The sequence below is a fragment of the Planomonospora algeriensis genome, from assembly GCF_977012225.1.
The window spans coordinates 1-18,026 of the sequence record NZ_CDRNDK010000091.1 but is presented as its reverse complement, the minus strand read 5'-3'; the positions used below and the strand labels follow the sequence as shown (position 1 = coordinate 18,026).

The 18,026-nt window shown below is 71.3% G+C and carries 12 protein-coding genes and 2 pseudogenes; 12 read left to right on the top strand and 2 right to left on the bottom strand.

The window, feature by feature from the left end:
* Positions 1 to 212: pseudogene (locus tag ACWJ6R_RS12705) on the bottom strand (PadR family transcriptional regulator); the annotation flags it as partial.
* Positions 213 to 708: 496 nt separating this feature from the next.
* Here ACWJ6R_RS12705 and ACWJ6R_RS12700 point away from each other — a divergent pair.
* From ACWJ6R_RS12700 to ACWJ6R_RS12675, 6 genes and pseudogenes are all read left to right on the top strand, one after another.
* Positions 709 to 1,437: a metal-dependent hydrolase gene (locus ACWJ6R_RS12700; protein ID WP_449062410.1), complete on the top strand. Its 729-nt coding sequence runs from the start codon at positions 709 to 711 to the stop codon at positions 1,435 to 1,437.
* Between the two features lie 201 nt (positions 1,438 to 1,638).
* The gene (gene acnA, locus ACWJ6R_RS12695) at positions 1,639 to 4,407 is read left to right on the top strand and encodes an aconitate hydratase AcnA (RefSeq protein WP_449062409.1); all 2,769 of its coding nucleotides are present in this window, start codon (positions 1,639 to 1,641) and stop codon (positions 4,405 to 4,407) included.
* A gap of 486 nt (positions 4,408 to 4,893) precedes the next feature.
* Positions 4,894 to 6,018, top strand: a complete 1,125-nt coding sequence (locus ACWJ6R_RS12690; RefSeq protein ID WP_449062408.1) for a sugar ABC transporter substrate-binding protein — start codon at positions 4,894 to 4,896, stop codon at positions 6,016 to 6,018.
* Between the two features lie 70 nt (positions 6,019 to 6,088).
* Positions 6,089 to 6,852, top strand: a pseudogene (locus tag ACWJ6R_RS12685) (ATP-binding cassette domain-containing protein).
* Entirely contained in the window at positions 6,849 to 8,093 is a 1,245-nt protein-coding gene (locus ACWJ6R_RS12680) for a sugar ABC transporter permease (protein ID WP_449062407.1), read from the top strand. Before ACWJ6R_RS12685 ends, ACWJ6R_RS12680 begins: the two are co-directional and overlap by 4 nt.
* Positions 8,094 to 8,116: 23 nt before the next feature.
* Complete coding sequence (locus tag ACWJ6R_RS12675) at positions 8,117 to 9,349, top strand: ROK family transcriptional regulator (protein ID WP_449062406.1); 1,233 nt, start codon at positions 8,117 to 8,119, stop codon at positions 9,347 to 9,349.
* A 59-nt stretch (positions 9,350 to 9,408) separates the two neighbouring features.
* Here the strand turns inward: ACWJ6R_RS12675 and ACWJ6R_RS12670 are convergent, their stop codons facing one another.
* On the bottom strand, positions 9,409 to 10,257 hold the full coding sequence (locus ACWJ6R_RS12670) for a neutral zinc metallopeptidase (RefSeq protein WP_449062405.1): 849 nt from the start codon (positions 10,255 to 10,257) through the stop codon (positions 9,409 to 9,411).
* A gap of 118 nt (positions 10,258 to 10,375) precedes the next feature.
* Here ACWJ6R_RS12670 and dxs point away from each other — a divergent pair, with 118 nt between their 5' ends.
* From dxs to ACWJ6R_RS12640, 6 genes are all read left to right on the top strand, one after another.
* A complete protein-coding gene (gene dxs, locus ACWJ6R_RS12665) occupies positions 10,376 to 12,295 on the top strand; it encodes a 1-deoxy-D-xylulose-5-phosphate synthase (RefSeq protein ID WP_449062404.1) in 1,920 nt (639 codons plus the stop codon).
* Between the two features lie 87 nt (positions 12,296 to 12,382).
* Complete coding sequence (locus tag ACWJ6R_RS12660; protein ID WP_449062403.1) at positions 12,383 to 13,852, top strand: amino acid permease; 1,470 nt, start codon at positions 12,383 to 12,385, stop codon at positions 13,850 to 13,852.
* A 132-nt stretch (positions 13,853 to 13,984) separates the two neighbouring features.
* A complete protein-coding gene (locus tag ACWJ6R_RS12655; protein WP_449062402.1) occupies positions 13,985 to 14,377 on the top strand; it encodes a GntR family transcriptional regulator in 393 nt (130 codons plus the stop codon).
* A 134-nt stretch (positions 14,378 to 14,511) separates the two neighbouring features.
* Positions 14,512 to 15,345: an ABC transporter ATP-binding protein gene (locus ACWJ6R_RS12650; RefSeq protein ID WP_449062411.1), complete on the top strand. Its 834-nt coding sequence runs from the start codon at positions 14,512 to 14,514 to the stop codon at positions 15,343 to 15,345.
* A complete protein-coding gene (locus ACWJ6R_RS12645; RefSeq protein WP_449062401.1) occupies positions 15,342 to 16,430 on the top strand; it encodes an ABC transporter permease in 1,089 nt (362 codons plus the stop codon). The genes ACWJ6R_RS12650 and ACWJ6R_RS12645 overlap by 4 nt, the downstream gene beginning before the upstream one ends.
* A 177-nt stretch (positions 16,431 to 16,607) precedes the next feature.
* Positions 16,608 to 17,918, top strand: a complete 1,311-nt coding sequence (locus ACWJ6R_RS12640; RefSeq protein ID WP_449062400.1) for a S41 family peptidase — start codon at positions 16,608 to 16,610, stop codon at positions 17,916 to 17,918.
* Positions 17,919 to 18,026: the final 108 nt, after the last annotated feature.

Here is an 18,026-nt window from a genome sequence, read left to right as displayed (position 1 = left end):
CCGCGGCCGCCGCCCCGGTGGCCGCGGTGCCGGTGCTCGTGCGGCCCGCCCTCGTGGGGACCGGACGGACCGTGGTGGCCGCGCCGTGGTCCGGACTCGTGCCGGCTCTCGGCCATGGCGCGCCAGGCCTCCCGGGCGGCGCGCTTCATCTCGCGGCGGATCTCCCGGGGATCGGCCCCCGGCCACCCGCCCATCGCGTGTGCGGACGTCATGTCGTCCTCCTCTTCAGGCGACCGTCTTTTGATCGCTCTAGACTCTTCAAAGATATATCGAGAACATTCTTACGACAACCCCGAATCCCCGTGGATCACCGTGCGAGGACCGGTCACCTGGAGCGAGCGCGCGGCCACTCAGCGAAAAAGTGAGATAGATCACGAGATTCTCGCCGGATTTCGGAACAAGCACCGAGACCTAGGCGTTACAAATGACATAGACGGGATTCGTTCCGTGCCGGAAGGGCTGGGGGGTGCTTTCGGTGCGGAACGGTCCCGTCTGCCGTTTCCGCACCTCCGTGCGCCTCCGCCGCCGCGTTCCGCGCCTCTCCCGGGCCTCTCCCGGGCCTCTCCCGGGCCTCTCCCGGGCCTCTCCTGCGCCGCTCCCGGGCGGCTTCCCCGGTGCGATCTCTCCGGTGACAATGGATCGGTCCGCCGTTCCGGGCGGCCATGCCGTACGCTCACCAGGTGTGATCTTGATGGTGGTGGTCAAGCGATGATGGGGCACACGCACGCGCTGACGGGGGCGATCGCCTGGCTGGGCATCGCGCCGCCACTGGCCGCGCTGCCGCTGCTCACCGAATCCTCCCGGTTCGTCGAGACCGGCGTCATGGTGAACGCGCTGACCCCGGCCGAGTTCATCGCGGGGGCGCTGATCTGCGCCGGAGCCGCGATGCTGCCGGACCTGGACCATCCCAGCGCGACGATCGCGCAGACCTTTGGCCCGGTCACCTGGGCACTGAGCAAGGGGGTCAACTGGCTGGCCGGCGGGCACCGCAACGCCACCCACTCGCTGCTGTTCGCGGCCGCGGCCGGATTCGGCGCCCACTACCTGGCCAATACCCATCCGATCGGCCGCGACGTGCTGGTCGTGCTCCTGATCGGCCTGGCGCTGCGCGCCATCGGGATCGGGGTGCCGGGCAAGAAGGTCGCCTCGGCGATGGTGAACGTCGCGCTGACGGCCGGGCTGTTCCTGGTGTTCCGCTCGGACGGCGTGGGATACGCCTGGCTCGGGGTGGCGGTCGCGGTCGGCTGCCTGGTGCACGTGGTGGGGGACTGCTGCACCGAGAAGGGCTGCCCGGTGCTGTGGCCGATGAAGCAGCGCTGGCTGCTGCCATGGAAGATCGGCATCAAGACGGGCCGCGCCTTCGAGCAGAAGTTCCTCGCCCCCGTGCTCTCCGTCGTCGTCCTGGGACTCGTCTACTGGCGCTTCCTGCTGGTGTGACCATACTGGCTAGTAACTTGATGTCGAGATATCTCAGGCGATATCTTGATGTCGAGACATCCGCTGCAACCCATCGGTGACATGCGGGTTAGGCATACCTAACCGGCAGGGGCACTCGCGCGGTGCGGCAGGATTCAATTGCGCCTTTCAGCTACGGGGCGCCAGAGGACCCAGACGACCTGGTGATGAGGGAGGCGAATCGTGTCCGCGAACAGCTTCGGCAGCCGTGACACGCTCCGCGTCGGTGACGCGGCATACGAGATCTACCGGCTGGACGCCGTCGAGGGGTCGGCGCGCCTCCCGTACAGCCTGAAGATCCTGATGGAGAACCTGCTCCGCACCGAGGACGGCGCCAACATCACGGCCGACCACATCCGTGCGCTGGGCCAGTGGGACCCGTCCGCCGCCCCGAGCGTGGAGATCCAGTTCACCCCGGCCCGTGTGATCATGCAGGACTTCACCGGCGTGCCCTGCGTCGTGGACCTGGCGACCATGCGCGAGGCCGTCCGCGACCTCGGCGGCGACCCGGCCCGGATCAACCCGCTGGCCCCGGCCGAGATGGTCATCGACCACTCGGTCATCGTCGACTTCTTCGGCGGGCCCGACTCCTTCCGGCGCAACGTCGAGCGGGAGTACGAGCGCAACCGCGAGCGCTACCAGTTCCTGCGCTGGGGCCAGACGGCGTTCGACGAGTTCAAGGTCGTCCCGCCCGGCACCGGCATCGTGCACCAGGTCAACATCGAGCACCTGGCCCGCGTCGTGATGACGCGCAGCGTCGAAAAGGACGGCAAGGCAGTTCTCGCTGCATACCCGGACACCTGCGTCGGCACCGACTCCCACACCACGATGGAGAACGGCATCGGCGTCCTGGGCTGGGGCGTCGGCGGCATCGAGGCCGAGGCCGCCATGCTCGGCCAGCCGATCTCCATGCTGATCCCGCGCGTGGTCGGCTTCAAGCTGACCGGCAAGCTCCCGGCCGGCGCCACCGCCACCGACCTGGTGCTCACCATCACCGAGATGCTGCGCAAGCACGGCGTCGTCGGCAAGTTCGTCGAGTTCTACGGTGAGGGCGTCTCCAGCGTGCCGCTGGCCAACCGCGCCACCATCGGCAACATGAGCCCCGAGTTCGGCTCGACCTGCGCGATCTTCCCGATCGATGGCGAGACGGTCAACTACCTGAGGCTCACCGGCCGCTCCGAGGAGCAGGTCGCGCTGGTCGAGGCCTACGCCAAGACCCAGGGCCTCTGGCTCGACCCGTCGGCGCCCGAGCCGGTCTTCTCCGAGTACATCGAGCTGGACCTGGCCACCGTCGTGCCGTCCATCGCCGGCCCCAAGCGCCCGCAGGACCGCATCGCGCTCTCGACGGCCAAGGAGACCTGGCGGCGCGACGTGCGCAACTACGTCACCGACTTCGAGGGCGACGGCGTGGACGAGGCGAGTGAGGAGAGCTTCCCGGCCTCCGACGCCCCGGCCTCCAACTCCCGCGCGAACGGCCTGCGCCCGCACAAGCCGGTCCCGGTCACGCTCTCCGACGGCACGGGCTTCGAGATCGACCACGGCGTGGTGACCATCGCGGCCATCACCAGCTGCACCAACACCTCCAACCCCTACGTGATGATGGGCGCGGCGCTGCTGGCCAAGAAGGCGGTCGAGAAGGGCCTGACCCGCAAGCCGTGGGTCAAGACCTCCCTGGCCCCCGGCTCGCAGGTCGTCACCGGCTACTTCGAGCGCTCCGGGCTGCAGCCGTACCTCGACAAGATCGGCTTCAACCTGGTCGGCTACGGCTGCACCACCTGCATCGGCAACTCCGGCCCGCTGGACGAGGAGATCTCGGCCGCGATCCAGGAGAACGACCTCGCGGTCACCGCGGTGCTGTCCGGCAACCGCAACTTCGAGGGCCGGATCAACCCCGACGTCAAGATGAACTACCTGGCCTCGCCGCCGCTGGTCGTCGCCTACGCCCTGGCGGGCACGATGGACATCGACCTGAACGCCGAGCCGCTGGGCACCGGCGCCGACGGCGAGCCGGTCTTCCTCGCCGACATCTGGCCGTCGCCGGAGGAGGTCTCCGAGGTCGTCGGCTCCTCGATCGACCAGGAGATGTTCCTGCGGGACTACGCCGACGTGTTCAAGGGCGACGAGAGCTGGCAGTCGCTGCCGATCCCGACCGGCGACACCTTCGAGTGGGACCCGGCCTCGACCTACGTGCGCAAGGCCCCCTACTTCGACGGCATGCCCGCCCAGCCGGAGCCCGTCACCGACATCTCCGGCGCCCGGGTGCTGGCCAAGCTCGGCGACTCGGTCACCACCGACCACATCTCCCCGGCCGGCTCCATCAAGCCCGGCACCCCCGCCGCGGAGTACCTGCGGGCCAACGGCGTCGAGGTCAAGGACTTCAACTCCTACGGCTCCCGGCGCGGCAACCACGAGGTGATGATCCGCGGCACCTTCGCCAACATCCGGCTGAAGAACCTGCTGCTGGACGGGGTGGAGGGCGGTTACACCCGTGACTTCACCCAGGCCGACGCCCCGCAGAGCTTCATCTACGACGCCTCCGCCAACTACCAGGCCGCGGGCATCCCGCTCGTCGTCCTGGCCGGCAAGGAGTACGGCTCCGGCTCCTCGCGCGACTGGGCGGCCAAGGGCACCGCGCTGCTCGGCGTCCGCGCCGTCATCGCCGAGTCCTACGAGCGCATCCACCGCTCCAACCTGATCGGCATGGGCGTGCTGCCGCTGCAGTTCCCCGAGGGCGAGACGGCCGACTCCCTCGGCCTGACCGGCAGGGAGACCTTCGACATCGTCGGGGTCGAGGAGCTGAACTCCGGCGGCGTGCCGCGCACGGTGACCGTGCGGGCGGACGGCAAGGAGTTCCAGGCGGTCGTGCGCATCGACACGCCGGGAGAGGCCGACTACTACCGCCACGGCGGCATCATGCAGTACGTCCTGCGCTCCCTGCTCGCCAAGAGCTGAGGCAGGGGGGCGGGGCCCGAACGTCAGGCCCCGCCCGCATCGGGGGAGACACCCCAGACCAGAGCCGCCCGGCGGGACACACCCCGCCGGGCGGCTCTGTCGTTCCCGGGAGCGCGGCGGAGGGGCTCCGCGGGTCCGTTTCGTCCGTGCCGCGTCCCGCGGACGCCGGCGGGCGCGTCAGGGCCGGGATCCCCGGTTTCGCCGCGCGCGTCAGGGGCCGGGATCGCCGCTCTCGCCGCGCGCTCCGCACCGGCCTTGATCCGGCAGAGCAACCTGGGTTAATCCCACGTTTCTGGATTGTTACCGGCCACAACAAACTTTACCCGGACAAGGTCTGGTGTTCCAGGCCACAGCGGAATACGTTGCCGCAAACAACATTCAACGGCACGGTGATCCGCGACCCGGAGAACCGCGCCGGTGAATTCGGCATGCCGCACTTCCCGACCCCCCATCTCTCGAAGTTCTCGAAGAAAGGACCCGTGCACCATGCGCAAGGGGATCCTCAGCCTGTCCGCCGCCGCCGCGGCGATGACCCTCGGTCTCACCGCCTGCGGGGGCGAGGGCGGCGACACCACCGCTCAGAGCAGCACCGCTCCCTCCGGCGCCGCGAGCCAGCCGGCCGCCGCCGGGAAGGTCGGCGTCATCCTGCCGGACAGCAAGTCCTCGGCCCGCTGGGAGACCGCGGACCGCAAGTACCTGGAGGAGGCGTTCAAGGCGGCGGGCGTCGCCTACGACATCCAGAACGCCCAGGGTGACAAGAACCAGTTCCAGACCATCGCCGACCAGATGATCACCAACGGCGCCACCGTGCTGATGATCGTCAACCTGGACAGCGGCACCGGCAAGGCCGTGCTCGACAAGGCCAAGGCCCAGGGCGTGGCCACGATCGACTACGACCGCCTGACCCTGAACGGCGGCGCGTCCTACTACGTCAGCTTCGACAACACCAAGGTCGGCACCCTGCAGGGTGAGGGCCTGGTGAAGTGCCTGACCGACAAGAAGGCCGACAAGCCGATCGTCGCCGAGCTCAACGGCTCGCCGACCGACAACAACGCCACGCTGTTCAAGAACGGCTACGACGGCGTGCTGAAGCCCAAGTACGACGCGGGCGAGTACGTCAAGGGCCCGGACCAGTCGGTTCCGGACTGGGACAACGCCCAGGCCGGCACGATCTTCGAGCAGATGCTGACCGAGCAGCCGAAGATCGCGGGTGTGCTCGCCGCGAACGACGGTCTCGGCAACGCCGCGATCACCGTGCTGAAGAAGAACAAGCTCAACGGCAAGGTCCCGGTCACCGGCCAGGACGCCACCGTCCAGGGCCTGCAGAACATCCTCGCCGGCGACCAGTGCATGACGGTCTACAAGGCGATCAAGAAGGAGGCGGACGCGGCGGCGGAGCTCGCGATCGGCCTGGCCAAGGGCGAGAAGCCGGCGGCGACCGGCACGGTCAAGGACACCGAGAGCGGCGCCGACGTGCCCGCCGTCCTGCTCGACCCGCAGGCGATCTTCTTCGAGAACGTCAAGGACGTCGTGGCCGACGGCTTCGTCAGCAAGGAAGAGCTGTGCACCGGCGAGTTCGCCGCCAAGTGCACCGAGGCCGGAATCCAGTAACGCGCCGAGGGCATGGCCGGCCGGCCCCTGAGGGGCCGGCCGGCCGCGCCCCGCATCCGAGGAGCACCGTATGACCCCCGTACTGGAACTCCGCGGGATCGACAAGAGCTTCGGTCCCGTACAGGTCCTGCACGACGTCGCCTTCTCCGTCTACCCCGGGGAGGTGACGGCGCTCGTCGGCGACAACGGCGCCGGCAAGTCCACGCTCGTCAAGTGCGTCGGCGGAATCCACCCCATCGACTCCGGCGAGTACCTCTTCGAGGGCAAGCCCGTCCAGGTCGGCTCTCCGCGCGATGCCGCCGCCCTGGGCATCGAGATCGTCTACCAGGATCTCGCCCTCTGCGACAACCTGGACATCGTCCAGAACATGTTCCTCGGCCGCGAGCACAAGCGCGGCATCATCCTCGACGAGGACACCATGGAGGAGATGGCGGCCAAGACGCTGGAGAGCCTCTCGTCCGGACCGTCAAGTCCATCCGGCAGCACGTCTCCAGCCTCTCCGGCGGCCAGCGGCAGACCGTCGCCATCGCCAAGGCGGTGCTCTGGAACAGCAAGGTCGTCATCCTCGACGAGCCCACCGCCGCCCTCGGCGTCGCCCAGACCGCGCAGGTGCTGGAGCTGGTCCGCCGCCTCGCCGACCAGGGCCTCGCCGTCGTGCTCATCTCGCACAACATGAACGACGTGTTCGCGGTGTCCGACCGGATCGCCGCGCTCTACCTCGGCCGGATGGCGGCTCAGGTGAAGACCTCCGACGTCACCCACGCGCAGGTCGTCGAACTGATCACCTCTGGCCGGAGCGGGGACCTCGGCCTCACCAACGGAGTTCCGGCATGACCACCACCCTCAAGCCCGCCCCGGTCGAGGGGCCCTCGATCGCCGCCAACGTCCGCGGCTACGCCGAGCGGGTCCGCGGGGGCGACATGGGCGCGCTGCCCGCCGTGTTCGGGCTGGTCGTGCTCTGCGCGGTCTTCTCGATCCTGCGGCCCTCGTTCCTCACCTCGGGCAACTTCGCCAACCTGTTCACCCAGGGCGCCGCGGTCACCGTGATCGCCATGGGCCTGGTCTTCGTGCTGCTCCTCGGCGAGATCGACCTGTCGGCGGGCTTCGCCAGCGGTGTCTGCGCCGCGGTGCTCGCGATCCTGCTCACCGAGCAGGGGATGCCCTGGTACGTCGCCGTGGGCGCGGCCATCCTCACCGGAGCGGTGATCGGCAGCGTCATCGGCACGCTGGTCGCCAAGCTCGGCATCCCGTCCTTCGTGGTGACGCTCGCCGCCTTCCTCGGCTTCCAGGGCCTGGTGCTGCTGCTGGTCAAGGGCGGCACCAACATCTCCATCCGGGACGAGACGATCCTGGCGATCTCCAACAACTACCTGCCGCCCGTGCTGGGCTGGGCGCTGCTGGTGGTCGGGGTCGCGGCGTACGCGGGACTGCAGCTGCTGCGCGCGCGCAAGCGGGCCGGGCGCGGTCTGACCGCCGACCCGGTCTCGCTGATCGCGGTCCGGGTCGGGGCGCTGGCCGTCCTCGGCGGTCTGGCCGTCTACTTCCTCAACCTGGAGCGGAGCCGCAACGCCGCGGTCGTCTCGCTCAAGGGCGTGCCGATCGTCGTCCCGATCATCATCGTGCTCCTGCTGGTCCTCACGTTCGTGCTGCGCCGCACCTCCTTCGGGCGGCACCTGTACGCGGTCGGCGGCAGCGCCGAGGCCGCGCGCCGGGCGGGCATCAACGTGGACCGGATGAAGATCAGCGCGTTCATGATCTGCTCCACCCTGGCGGCGCTCGGCGGCGTCATCGCGGCCTCCCGGGCCAGCTCGGTCGACCCCAACACCGGCGGCAGCAACGTGCTGCTGTACGCGGTGGGCGCGGCCGTCATCGGCGGGACCAGCCTGTTCGGCGGCAAGGGCCGGGTGCTGGACGCCATCCTGGGCGGCGCCGTGGTCGCGGTCATCGAGAACGGCATGGGCCTGATGGGCTACAGCTCCGGCGTGAAGTACATCGTCACCGGTTCGGTCCTGCTCCTGGCGGCGAGCGTGGACGCGTTCTCCCGCAAGCGCGCGGCGGCCACCGGCATGAGGTGACCGGTGCCGGTCTAAGGTGATCGATGCTCCTGACCCCCGAAGGAACACCACGCGATGCGGGCCGGCCCTCCCAAGAGGAGATCAGACGCCACAACCTCGGCGCTCTGCTCCGCCATGTCCACCTGAGCGGGCCGACCTCGCGCGCGGAACTCACCAGCAGGATGGGACTGAACCGCAGCACCATCATGGCGCTCACCGCGGACCTGACCGCCGCCGGCCTGGTCCGCGAGGAGCTGCCCCGGGAGACCGGCCGGGCGGGGCGCCCCTCCCTGGTGGTCCGCCCCGAGTCGGCACGGGTCTACGTGTTCGCCCTGGACGTCGGGGTCGACCGGCTGGTCGCCGCCCGCGTCGGCCTGGGCGGGGCGGTCCTCGACCGCCGGGAGACGGTACGGCGGCGCGGTCCCTTCTCGCTGGAGGAGGTCGTCGGGCCGCTGGCCGCCTTCGCCCGGCAGATGCACCGCAAGACGCGGCCGGACACCGTCTGCGTCGGGGTGGCCGCGGCCTTCTCCGGCGGGGTGGCGCAGAGCGACGGCGTCGTCAGATTCGGGCCGAACATGGGCTCGGTGGACGTGCCGTTCGGTGAGGAGATGGCCCGCCGCCTCGCACTCGGCCTGCCGGTGGCGGTCGGCAACGACGCCAACCTCGCGGCGATGGCCGAGCACCTGCGCGGCGTCGGCGTCGGCTGCCGCGACCTCGTCTACCTCCACGGGGACGTGGGCGTCGGCGGCGGCGTGATCGCGGGCGGCGCCCTGCTCGGCGGCCATCAGGGCTTCGGCGGCGAGGTCGGGCACATGGTCGTCAACCCCGAGGGCCGGCTGTGCGGCTGCGGCTCGCGCGGCTGCCTGGAGGCCGAGGTGGGGGAGCGGGCGCTGCTGGAGGCGGCCGGGCGCTTCGGCTCCCAGATCGGCAGGGAGGCCGTCCGCGCGGTGGTCTCCGCCGCCGACCGCGGCGACATCGTCGCCCAGGCGGCGCTGAGCCGGGTCGGCGACTGGCTCGGCCTGGGCGTGGCCAACCTGGTCAACGTCTTCAACCCGGAGATGGTCGTCTTCGGCGGCATGCTCCGCGAGGTCTACCTCGGCTCCGCCGCGCAGGTCCGCAGCCGGTTGAACCTCGACGCCCTCCCCCCGTCGCGGGAGCAGCTGCGTCTGCGCACCACGGCCCTCGGCGACGACGCCACCCTCGTGGGCGCGGCCGAGCTCGCCTTCGCCCAGGTCCTCGCCGATCCCCTCGAGGTCCTCGCGCGCGCCGGCTCCTGACGGCGGGCCCGCGGACCGGACCGGCCTCCGGCGGAGCCGTACGGAGGCGGGCGGCGCGCTCAGTCGACGACGCGGCGGGGGGCGGTGAAGGTGTTGCAGGCGCCGGAGGTCCCGCGCTCGAAGCCGCGCTCCATCCAGTAGGCCTGGCTGCTGCCCCTGCCGTGGTCGTTCTTCGGCCAGCTCTTGTGGCCGTTGCGGGCGGTCCACTCCAGCATGGCCTCCCAGTGCTCCGGCGTGACCTGCAGGTCGACGGCGGCTCCGCGCAGGAAGGCCGAGGCCAGGCAGTCGGCCTGCAGTTCCAGGCGGCGGGAGAGCGCGAGCCTGGCCGGGGCGCCGGCCTGCCAGACGGCCCGGCCGTAGTAGGGCAGGATGCCCGCCAGCTGCTGGACGTGGTGGGCGTACTCGTGGGCCATGAACTGCGCGTGGTTGGGACCGTAGGGGTTCTTCAGCACGGCGCGGGTCAGGCCGATGTAGATGGTGCGGTCGCTGGAGCAGTAGTAGCCGCCCGCGCCCGCGGGCCACTTCCCGCAGGGACTGCTCACCCGCGAGGTCGCGAAGCGCAGCTTCGGCGGGGTGAAGCCGAGCCCGGCCTTGCCGAACTGGATGCCCCAGGCGAGCCCGAGGCAGCGGGCGACGCGCGTCATGAAGGTCTTGTAGGAGGCCGCGCTCCCCGCCTTGATCCGTCCCGCCGGGCAGGCCACGGAGGGCAGCGCGCCGGCGCCGTACAGGGGGTTCGCGGTCGCCGCGGTCCTGCCCTGCGTCAGAGCCGTGCCGGCGGGGGCCGCGGGCGCCTGGGCCGCGGCCACCGGGATCGCCCCCGCCTGGCCCGCACCCGCGCCCGCCGCCAGCGAGAAGGAGAGGGCGGCGGTGACGAGGGAGGACGGATACCCGAAGGGGAGAGCGCTCATGGTGAGGGAAAGGGTAGGGCAAGTGTGGATAAAACGTGTAGATTGCCCGTCTTTGCAGGCGGCGCGCTAGAGGCGAACTAGACTCGCCCTGTTACGTCAGGACAGAGGGGATGATTCCGTGAGCGAGCGCGCCGGACGGCTGGGCGGTCTTCTGGAGTCGGTCAAGGGACCACGGGACCTCAAGTTGCTGGGCGCGGACGAGCTGCCGGTGCTCGCCGCCGAGATCAGGGACCTGCTCGTCAGCTCCACCGCCCGCAGCGGCGGGCACCTCGGCCCGAACCTGGGCGTGGTCGAGCTGACCATCGCGCTGCACCGCGTCTTCGACTCGCCGCGCGACCGCATCCTCTGGGACACCGGCCACCAGGCCTACGTCCACAAGATGCTCACCGGCCGGGCGGACCGCTTCGGCACGCTCCGCCAGGAGGACGGCCTGTCGGGCTACCCGAGCCAGGCCGAGTCCGAGCACGACGTCATCGAGAACTCCCACGCCTCCACCGCCCTGTCGTACGCCGACGGGCTGGCCAAGGCGTACAAGCTGCGCGGCGAGAGCGACCGCACGGTCGTCGCCGTGATCGGCGACGGCGCCCTCACCGGCGGCATGGCCTGGGAGGCGCTGAACAACATCGCCGCCCACAGGGACCTGCCGCTGATCATCGTGGTCAACGACAACGGCCGCTCCTACTCGCCCACCATCGGAGGGCTGGCCAACCACCTGGCCGCGCTGCGCACCACCCAGCGCTACGAGGACGTGCTGGAGTTCGTCAAGGACAACCTGACGAAGGTGCCCGTGGTCGGCGCCCCGGTCTACGACGCGCTGCACGGCGTCAAGAAGGGCATCAAGGACGTCCTGGCCCCCCAGGTCATGTTCGAGGACCTCGGCCTGAAGTACATCGGGCTGGTCGACGGCCACGACGAGCAGGCCGTCGAGGCGGCGCTGCGCAAGGCCCGCGGCTTCCGCCGCCCGGTGATCGTGCACGTGCTCACCAAGAAGGGCTTCGGCTACTCTCCCGCCGAGAACCACGGCGAGGACTGCTTCCACTCGCCCGGCGTCTTCGACCCGCTGACCGGCGAGGAGAAGCCCAAGCCGCACGGCTGGACCAACGTCTTCGGCCAGGAGATGGTACGGCTCGGCGCCGAGCGCCAGGACATCGTGGCGATCACCGCCGCGATGCTCGGCCCGACCGGGCTGATCCCGTTCTCCGAGGCCTACCCCGACCGCCTCTACGACGTCGGCATCGCCGAGCAGCACGCCCTGACCAGCGCCGCCGGCCTGGCGCTCGGCGGGCTCCACCCCGTCGTGGCGGTCTACGCCACCTTCCTCAACCGGGCCTTCGACCAGCTGCTGATGGACGTCGCCCTGCACCGGCTGCCGGTCACGGTCGTGCTCGACCGGGCGGGCGTCACCGGCGATGACGGCGCCAGCCACAACGGCATGTGGGACCTGTCGATCCTGCAGGTCGTCCCGGGGCTGTCCGTCGCGGTCCCACGCGACGAGCCGCGCCTGCGCGAGCTGCTCGCCGAGGCGGTGGCGATCGACGACGGCCCCACCGTGGTGCGCTACCCCAAGGGCCCGGTCGGGTCCGAGATCGAGGCCGAGGGCAGGATCGGCGGGATGGACGTGCTGCGCGCGGGCGACCCCGACGTGCTGGTCGTCTCCGTCGGCCCGATGGCCGAGACGTGCCTGGAGGCCGCCGCGCTGCTCGACGCCCAGGGCATCTCGGCCACCGTGGTGGACCCGCGCTGGGTCAAGCCGCTGGACGAGGCGCTGGTGGCCGCCGCCCGGGTGCACAAGCTGGTCGTGGTCGTCGAGGACAACGGCCGGGTCGGCGGCGTGGGCGACGCGGTGGCCCGGATGCTCCGCGACGCCGACGTGGACGTCCCGGTCCGCACCTACGGCATCCCGCAGCGCTTCCTGGACCACGCCAAGCGGGCGAAGATCCTCGCCGAGATCGGCCTGACCGCCCAGGACATCGCCCGCGGGATCACCGAGGCGGTCGCGAAGCGCTCCCCGGTCCTGGAGAACCACCCGGCCCGCTGACCCGCGCGGACCCGGCCTCCCCGGCCCGCATGACCCGCCGATCACGGGGAAACACCCGGAGGTGATCCGCGGAACGGGGAGGCTCCGGTGGCCGTTTTCCGAGTGAAGTCCGTCGAGCAGTCGATCCGGGACACCGAGGCGCCCGAGCACCGGCTGAAGAAGGAACTGTCGGCCCTCGACCTGACCGTGTTCGGGGTCGGCGTCATCGTGGGCACCGGCATCTTCGTGCTCACCGGCCGGGTGGCCAAGGAGACGGCCGGGCCGGCGGTCGCCCTGTCGTTCGTCGTCGCCGCCGTCGTCTGCGGGCTCGCGGCGCTCTGCTACGCCGAGTTCGCCTCCGCCGTGCCGGTGGCCGGGTCGGCGTACACCTTCTCCTTCGCCACCCTGGGCGAGTTCCCCGCCTGGATCATCGGCTGGGACCTGATCCTGGAGATGATGCTCGGCGCCGCGGTCGTCGCCGTCGGCTGGTCGGGCTACCTGACCTCGCTGCTGGACTCCCTCGGCCTGCGGCTGCCCGCCGCGCTGGCGGGCGAGGACCCGGTCTTCAACCTGCCCGCGGCCCTCGTCGTGCTGGCCCTCACCGCGGTGCTGGTGGTCGGGGTCAAGCTCTCGTCGCGGCTCAACCTGGTCGTCGTCGCGATCAAGGTCGCGGTGATCCTGCTGGTCATCGTGGCGGGGCTCTTCTTCATCAGAGCCGCCAACTACACGCCGTTCATCCCGCCCGCCAAGGCGACACCCGCCGTCGAGGGCCTGTCGGCGCCGCTGATCCAGGTGCTCTTCGGGATCACGCCGGTGGCCTTCGGCGTCGCGGGGGTCTTCAGCGCCGCGGCGATCGTGTTCTTCGCCTACATCGGCTTCGACGTGGTGGCCACCGCGGCGGAGGAGACCCGCGACCCGCAGCGGGACCTGCCGATCGGCATCATCGCCTCACTGGCCGTCTGCACGACCCTGTACGTCGCCGTCTCCGTGGTCGTCGTCGGCATGCAGCCGTACCGGGAGCTCAGCGAGGCCGCCCCGCTCGCTGACGCGTTCAAGGCCGTGGGCCAGACCTGGGCCGCCACCCTGATCAGCGTCGGCGCGCTCGCGGGCCTGACCACCGTCGTGATGATCCTGATGCTGGGCCAGTCGCGGGTGACGTTCGCGATGTGCCGGGACGGCCTGCTCCCGCGCGGGCTGGCCCGGGTGCACCCGGTGTACGGCACGCCGTACCGGATCACCGTGCTGCTCGGCGCGGTGGTGGCGGTCCTGGCCGGGCTGGTCCCGCTCGCCACGATCGCCGAGTTGGTCAACATCGGCACGCTCTTCGCGTTCGTGGTGGTCTCGCTCGCGGTGGTGATCCTCCGGCGCACCCGGCCGGACCTGCCGCGCTCCTTCCGCACCCCGCTGGTGCCGCTGGTGCCGGTCCTGTCGGTGCTGTCCTGCCTCTACCTGATGCTCAACCTGCCGGTGGAGACCTGGCTCCGGTTCATCGCGTGGATGCTCATCGGCGTCGTGATCTACGCCGGGTACGGCTACCGCCACAGCGTCCTGGCGCAGCACCCCCTAAAGGGCCGCTGACCCGCCTCCCGCCTCCCGCCTTCCGCGCCCCGCCTCCCGCTCCCGACCCAGGGGCGGGAGGCGGGGCTGTTCTTATGCTCTCTTAACGCCTAGGATCCTAAAGTGCTAGGAACCTAGATAAATGAGGTTTAGATGATCGAGTTTCATCTCGACGGCCGGTCCGGCGTCTCGCCGTACCTGCAGCTGGTCCAGCAGGTACGGCACGCGCTGCGGCTGGGCCTGCTCCGCGAGGGCGACCAGCTGCCGACGGTCAAGGACGTGGTGGCGCGGCTGGCGATCAACCCCAACACGGTGCTCAAGGCCTACCGGGAGCTCGAGCACGAGGGGCTGGCCTCCGCCCGGCCGGGGATCGGGACGTTCATCACCAGGACGCTCACCGACGCCTCCCTGGCCGCGCACGGCCCGCTCCGCCGGGACCTGCAGCGCTGGCTGGCCAAGGCCCGCCTGGCCGGCCTCGACGACGAGAGCATCGAGGCCCTGTTCATGACCACCTTTCGGACCGCCTCCCAGGAGGACATCGCGTGACAGAGCAGATTGAGGGCGCCGGGCGAGTACGGCGCATCGGCGGCGAAGGCCCCGGGGGAGACCCGGGGGGAGACCCCGCGGCCGCCGTCCTGCGGGCCCGGGGGCTGGGCCGGAGGTACGGCAGGCGATGGGCGCTGAGGGACTGCACCATCGACATCCCGGCCGGGCACGTCGTCGGGCTGGTGGGCCCCAACGGGGCCGGCAAGACCACGCTGCTGAAACTGGCCGCCGGCCAGCTGGAGCCGACGGCCGGGGACATCACCGTGCTCGGCGGGCGGCCCGGGAGCACGCCCGGGCAACTGGCCAAGGTCGGCTTCGTCGCCCAGGACACCCCCGCCTACGCGGGGCTGACCGTCGCCGATCACCTCCGGCTGGGGGCGCGGCTCAACCCGCGCTGGGACGACGCCATGGCGCGGGAGCGCATCGCGCGGCTCGGCCTCGACCCCGCGCAGCGGGCGGGCAGGCTCTCCGGCGGCCAGCGCGCCCAGCTCGCCCTCACCCTGGGCCTGGCCAAGCGGCCCGAGCTGCTGATCCTGGACGAGCCGGTCGCCTCGCTCGACCCGCTGGCCCGCCGGGAGTTCCTGCAAGGGCTGATGGAGGCCGTCGCCGAGCACCGGCTCAGCGTCGTGCTCTCCTCCCACCTGGTCTCCGACCTGGAACGGGTCTGCGACTACCTGGTCGTCCTCGTCGACTCGCGCGTGCTGGTCGCCGGGGAGGTCGACAGGCTGCTGGAGGTCCACCACCGGCTCACCGGCCCGCGCCGCGATCCCGACCGGCTCCCCGCCGGCCAGCACGCCGTCTCCGCCAGTCACACCGACCGGCAGAGCACGTTCGTGGTCCGCACCGACGCCCCGATCCACGACCCCGCCTGGACGGTCAGCCGGCTCAGCCTGGAGGACCTCGTCCTGGCCTACATGGAAAAGCCCCCCGCCGAGAACCGGCGAGCCGTCCTGGAGGTGCAGCGATGATCTGGCTGACCTGGCGCCAGTTCCGCGGCTCGGCCGCGGGGGTGGCCGCCCTGCTCGTCGTCCTCACCGCCGTGCTGGCCCTGACCGGCCCGGACCTGGCCTCCCACTACTCCGCCGGGATCGCCGACTGCGTTCAGGACAACACCTGCGGCGACTTCTTCGACCGGTTCTTCGGCGACCACGACGTCCCCTTCCTCGCCCTCGGCCTGGTCGTGCTGATCCTGCCGGCGCTGGCCGGGCTCTTCTGGGGCGCGCCGCTGATCACCCGCGAGCTGGAGGCGGCCACGCATCTGCTGGTGTGGAACCAGAGCGTCACCCGCGGCCGCTGGCTGGCGGTCAAGCTCGGGCTCACCGGCCTGGCGGCCATGGCCGCCGCCGCCGCGTGCAGCCTCGTGGTGACCTGGTGGTCCGAACCCCTGGACAGATCGGCCGTCCCGGAGATGGCGCAGATGGCTCCCGTGGTGTTCGGTGCGCGCGGCATCGCCCCGATGGGGTACGCGGCCTTCGCCTTCGTCCTCGGCGTGGCCATGGGCATGCTGGTGCGCCGCACCCTGCCCGCCATGGCCCTCACCCTGGCCGTCTTCGTCGCGGTCCAGCTCGCCATGCCGCTACTGGTCCGGCCCCACCTGATGCCCCCGGTCGCGGGGACCTTCGAGCTCGGCCAGGCGAACGTGGACGGTTTCGGCATCAACCAAGACCAAGGCGAAGGAGGAACCGTGCAGATCTTCCTGAGGACGTCGGCCGTTCCCGGCCACGCGGGCGCCTGGGTCCTCTCCAGCGAGCTGGTCGATCCGTCCGGGCGCGCGCTCTCCACCGGCGCCGGGGTGGCCCGGGCCCGGCCCCGTCGTCGACGGTCGAGCGGTCCGTTCCGGTCTCCACGACGTCGGGGCCCTGCGCGCCGACAGGGGGGCCGCCGAGCGCGGAGGCGTGCATCGTCGAGGTCAACCGGCTCGGCTACCGGCAGAAGGCGACCTACCACCCCCTCGACCGCTTCTGGCCCTTCCAGTGGATCGAGACCGGGATCTACGCCGTCCTCACCGCCGGCCTCACGTGGTTCTGCTTCTGGTGGATCCGGAGGCGGCTGACATGACCGGACCTGTCGAGGCCGCCGACGGGGACAGCACCCCGGCCAGGCGACCGGCGGAGAAGGGGCGCATGACCGCGATCAGGACCGCGGCCGCCGGACTCGCCCTCCTCCTGGCGGCGGCCTGCACGGCGCCGACGCCGCCGCGCAGCGAGGCGGGCGAGGCGGCGGGTACGGTATGCGCGCGGCCCTCGGGGGCCTCGGAGCGGAGACGCCCACCACGATCGACGTCATCGAGCAGGCGTACTTCTGCATCCTCGGCAACTACTACAGCGGCGCCACGCTGGACGCCCGCTCGCTGCTGCACGCCGGATTCGTCGCCCTGACGCGGGAGCTCAACCGCAACGGGCACGAGGTGCCCGATGCGACGACGCCCGCGCTGACCGGTGACCGCGAAGCCGACTGGGCCGCCTTCGAGACGGCCTACCGGAAGATCACCGATCAGGTTCCCGACCTCCGCGACAGGCTGGCCGTCGTCACCCTCGAGGCCGTCGTGGCCGCCCTCGACGACAACCACGCCCGCTGGGCGCACGACACCGAGCGGCCGCCCGACTCCTACGACGGCGACGACTACGGCCTGGGCCTCCGGGTGAACGTCACCGGTCCGGAGCTGCACGGCGAGCCCGGCGCCACCCTGCCCCCGCTGTTCGTCACCGCCGTTCAGGGCGGCGCCGCGCGGGCGGCAGGGCTGCGTCCGGGCGACATCATCGAATCGATCAACGGATCGGCGCCCTTCATCGACGACAGGGCCGGCCCCGCGATCGCCGTCCTCTACCCCGAGTACCCGGACGCGCGGCCGGTGCGGCTGCGGCTGCTGCGGCAGAGCACCGGCCGCCGCTGGAGCGTGACGCTCAAGCCCGGCCTCTACCCGCGGGATCCGGCCGACCTGCAGGTGGTGCGGTCGGAGCTGCTGGACGACGACGTCGCCTACGTACGGCTGCGCGGGTTCGCCCCCGACTCCGCGGACAGGGTCTTCAGGGCGATCTCCAGGCTGCGCACCGGCCGGGCGCTGTCCGGCGTCGTACTGGACCTGCGAGGCAACGACGGCGGCCACCCCGCGGAGGCGATCCGGCTGGTGAGCGCGTTCGTCCACGACAAGGCCACCGCCTACCAGTGCACCGTGGACGGCACGTGCCAGCCCGGGTGGACCGACGACACCGTCGAGCTGCTCGGCCTGCCGCTGGTGGTGCTCACCGACCGCGGCTGCGCCTCGGCGTGCGAGCACTTCAGCTCCGCGGTCAAGGACCTGCGCGCCGGCCGGCTGGTCGGCACCAGGACCGCCGGGTCCGTCCCCGGCCCGCCGCACCCGTACCTGCTGAGCAACAACACCGTCCTGACCTTCCCCACCAGGCGCCATCTCGGCCCTGACCGCGAGGTGATCGACCGGGTCGGCGTGCCGCCCGACCACCACGTGCCCCTGACCGCCGGGGACGCGGCCGCCGGGCGTGATCCCGCCCTGGCCAAGGCCCTGACCTTGCTGGATGAGTGAACGGACCTCCCCCATGAGACAGATCCTGGCGGCCACCGCGGCATGCCTGGCCGTCCTGGCCGCCTCCGCCTGCTCCGCGCCCGCGCCGCCCCGGTCCGACGCCGGCCC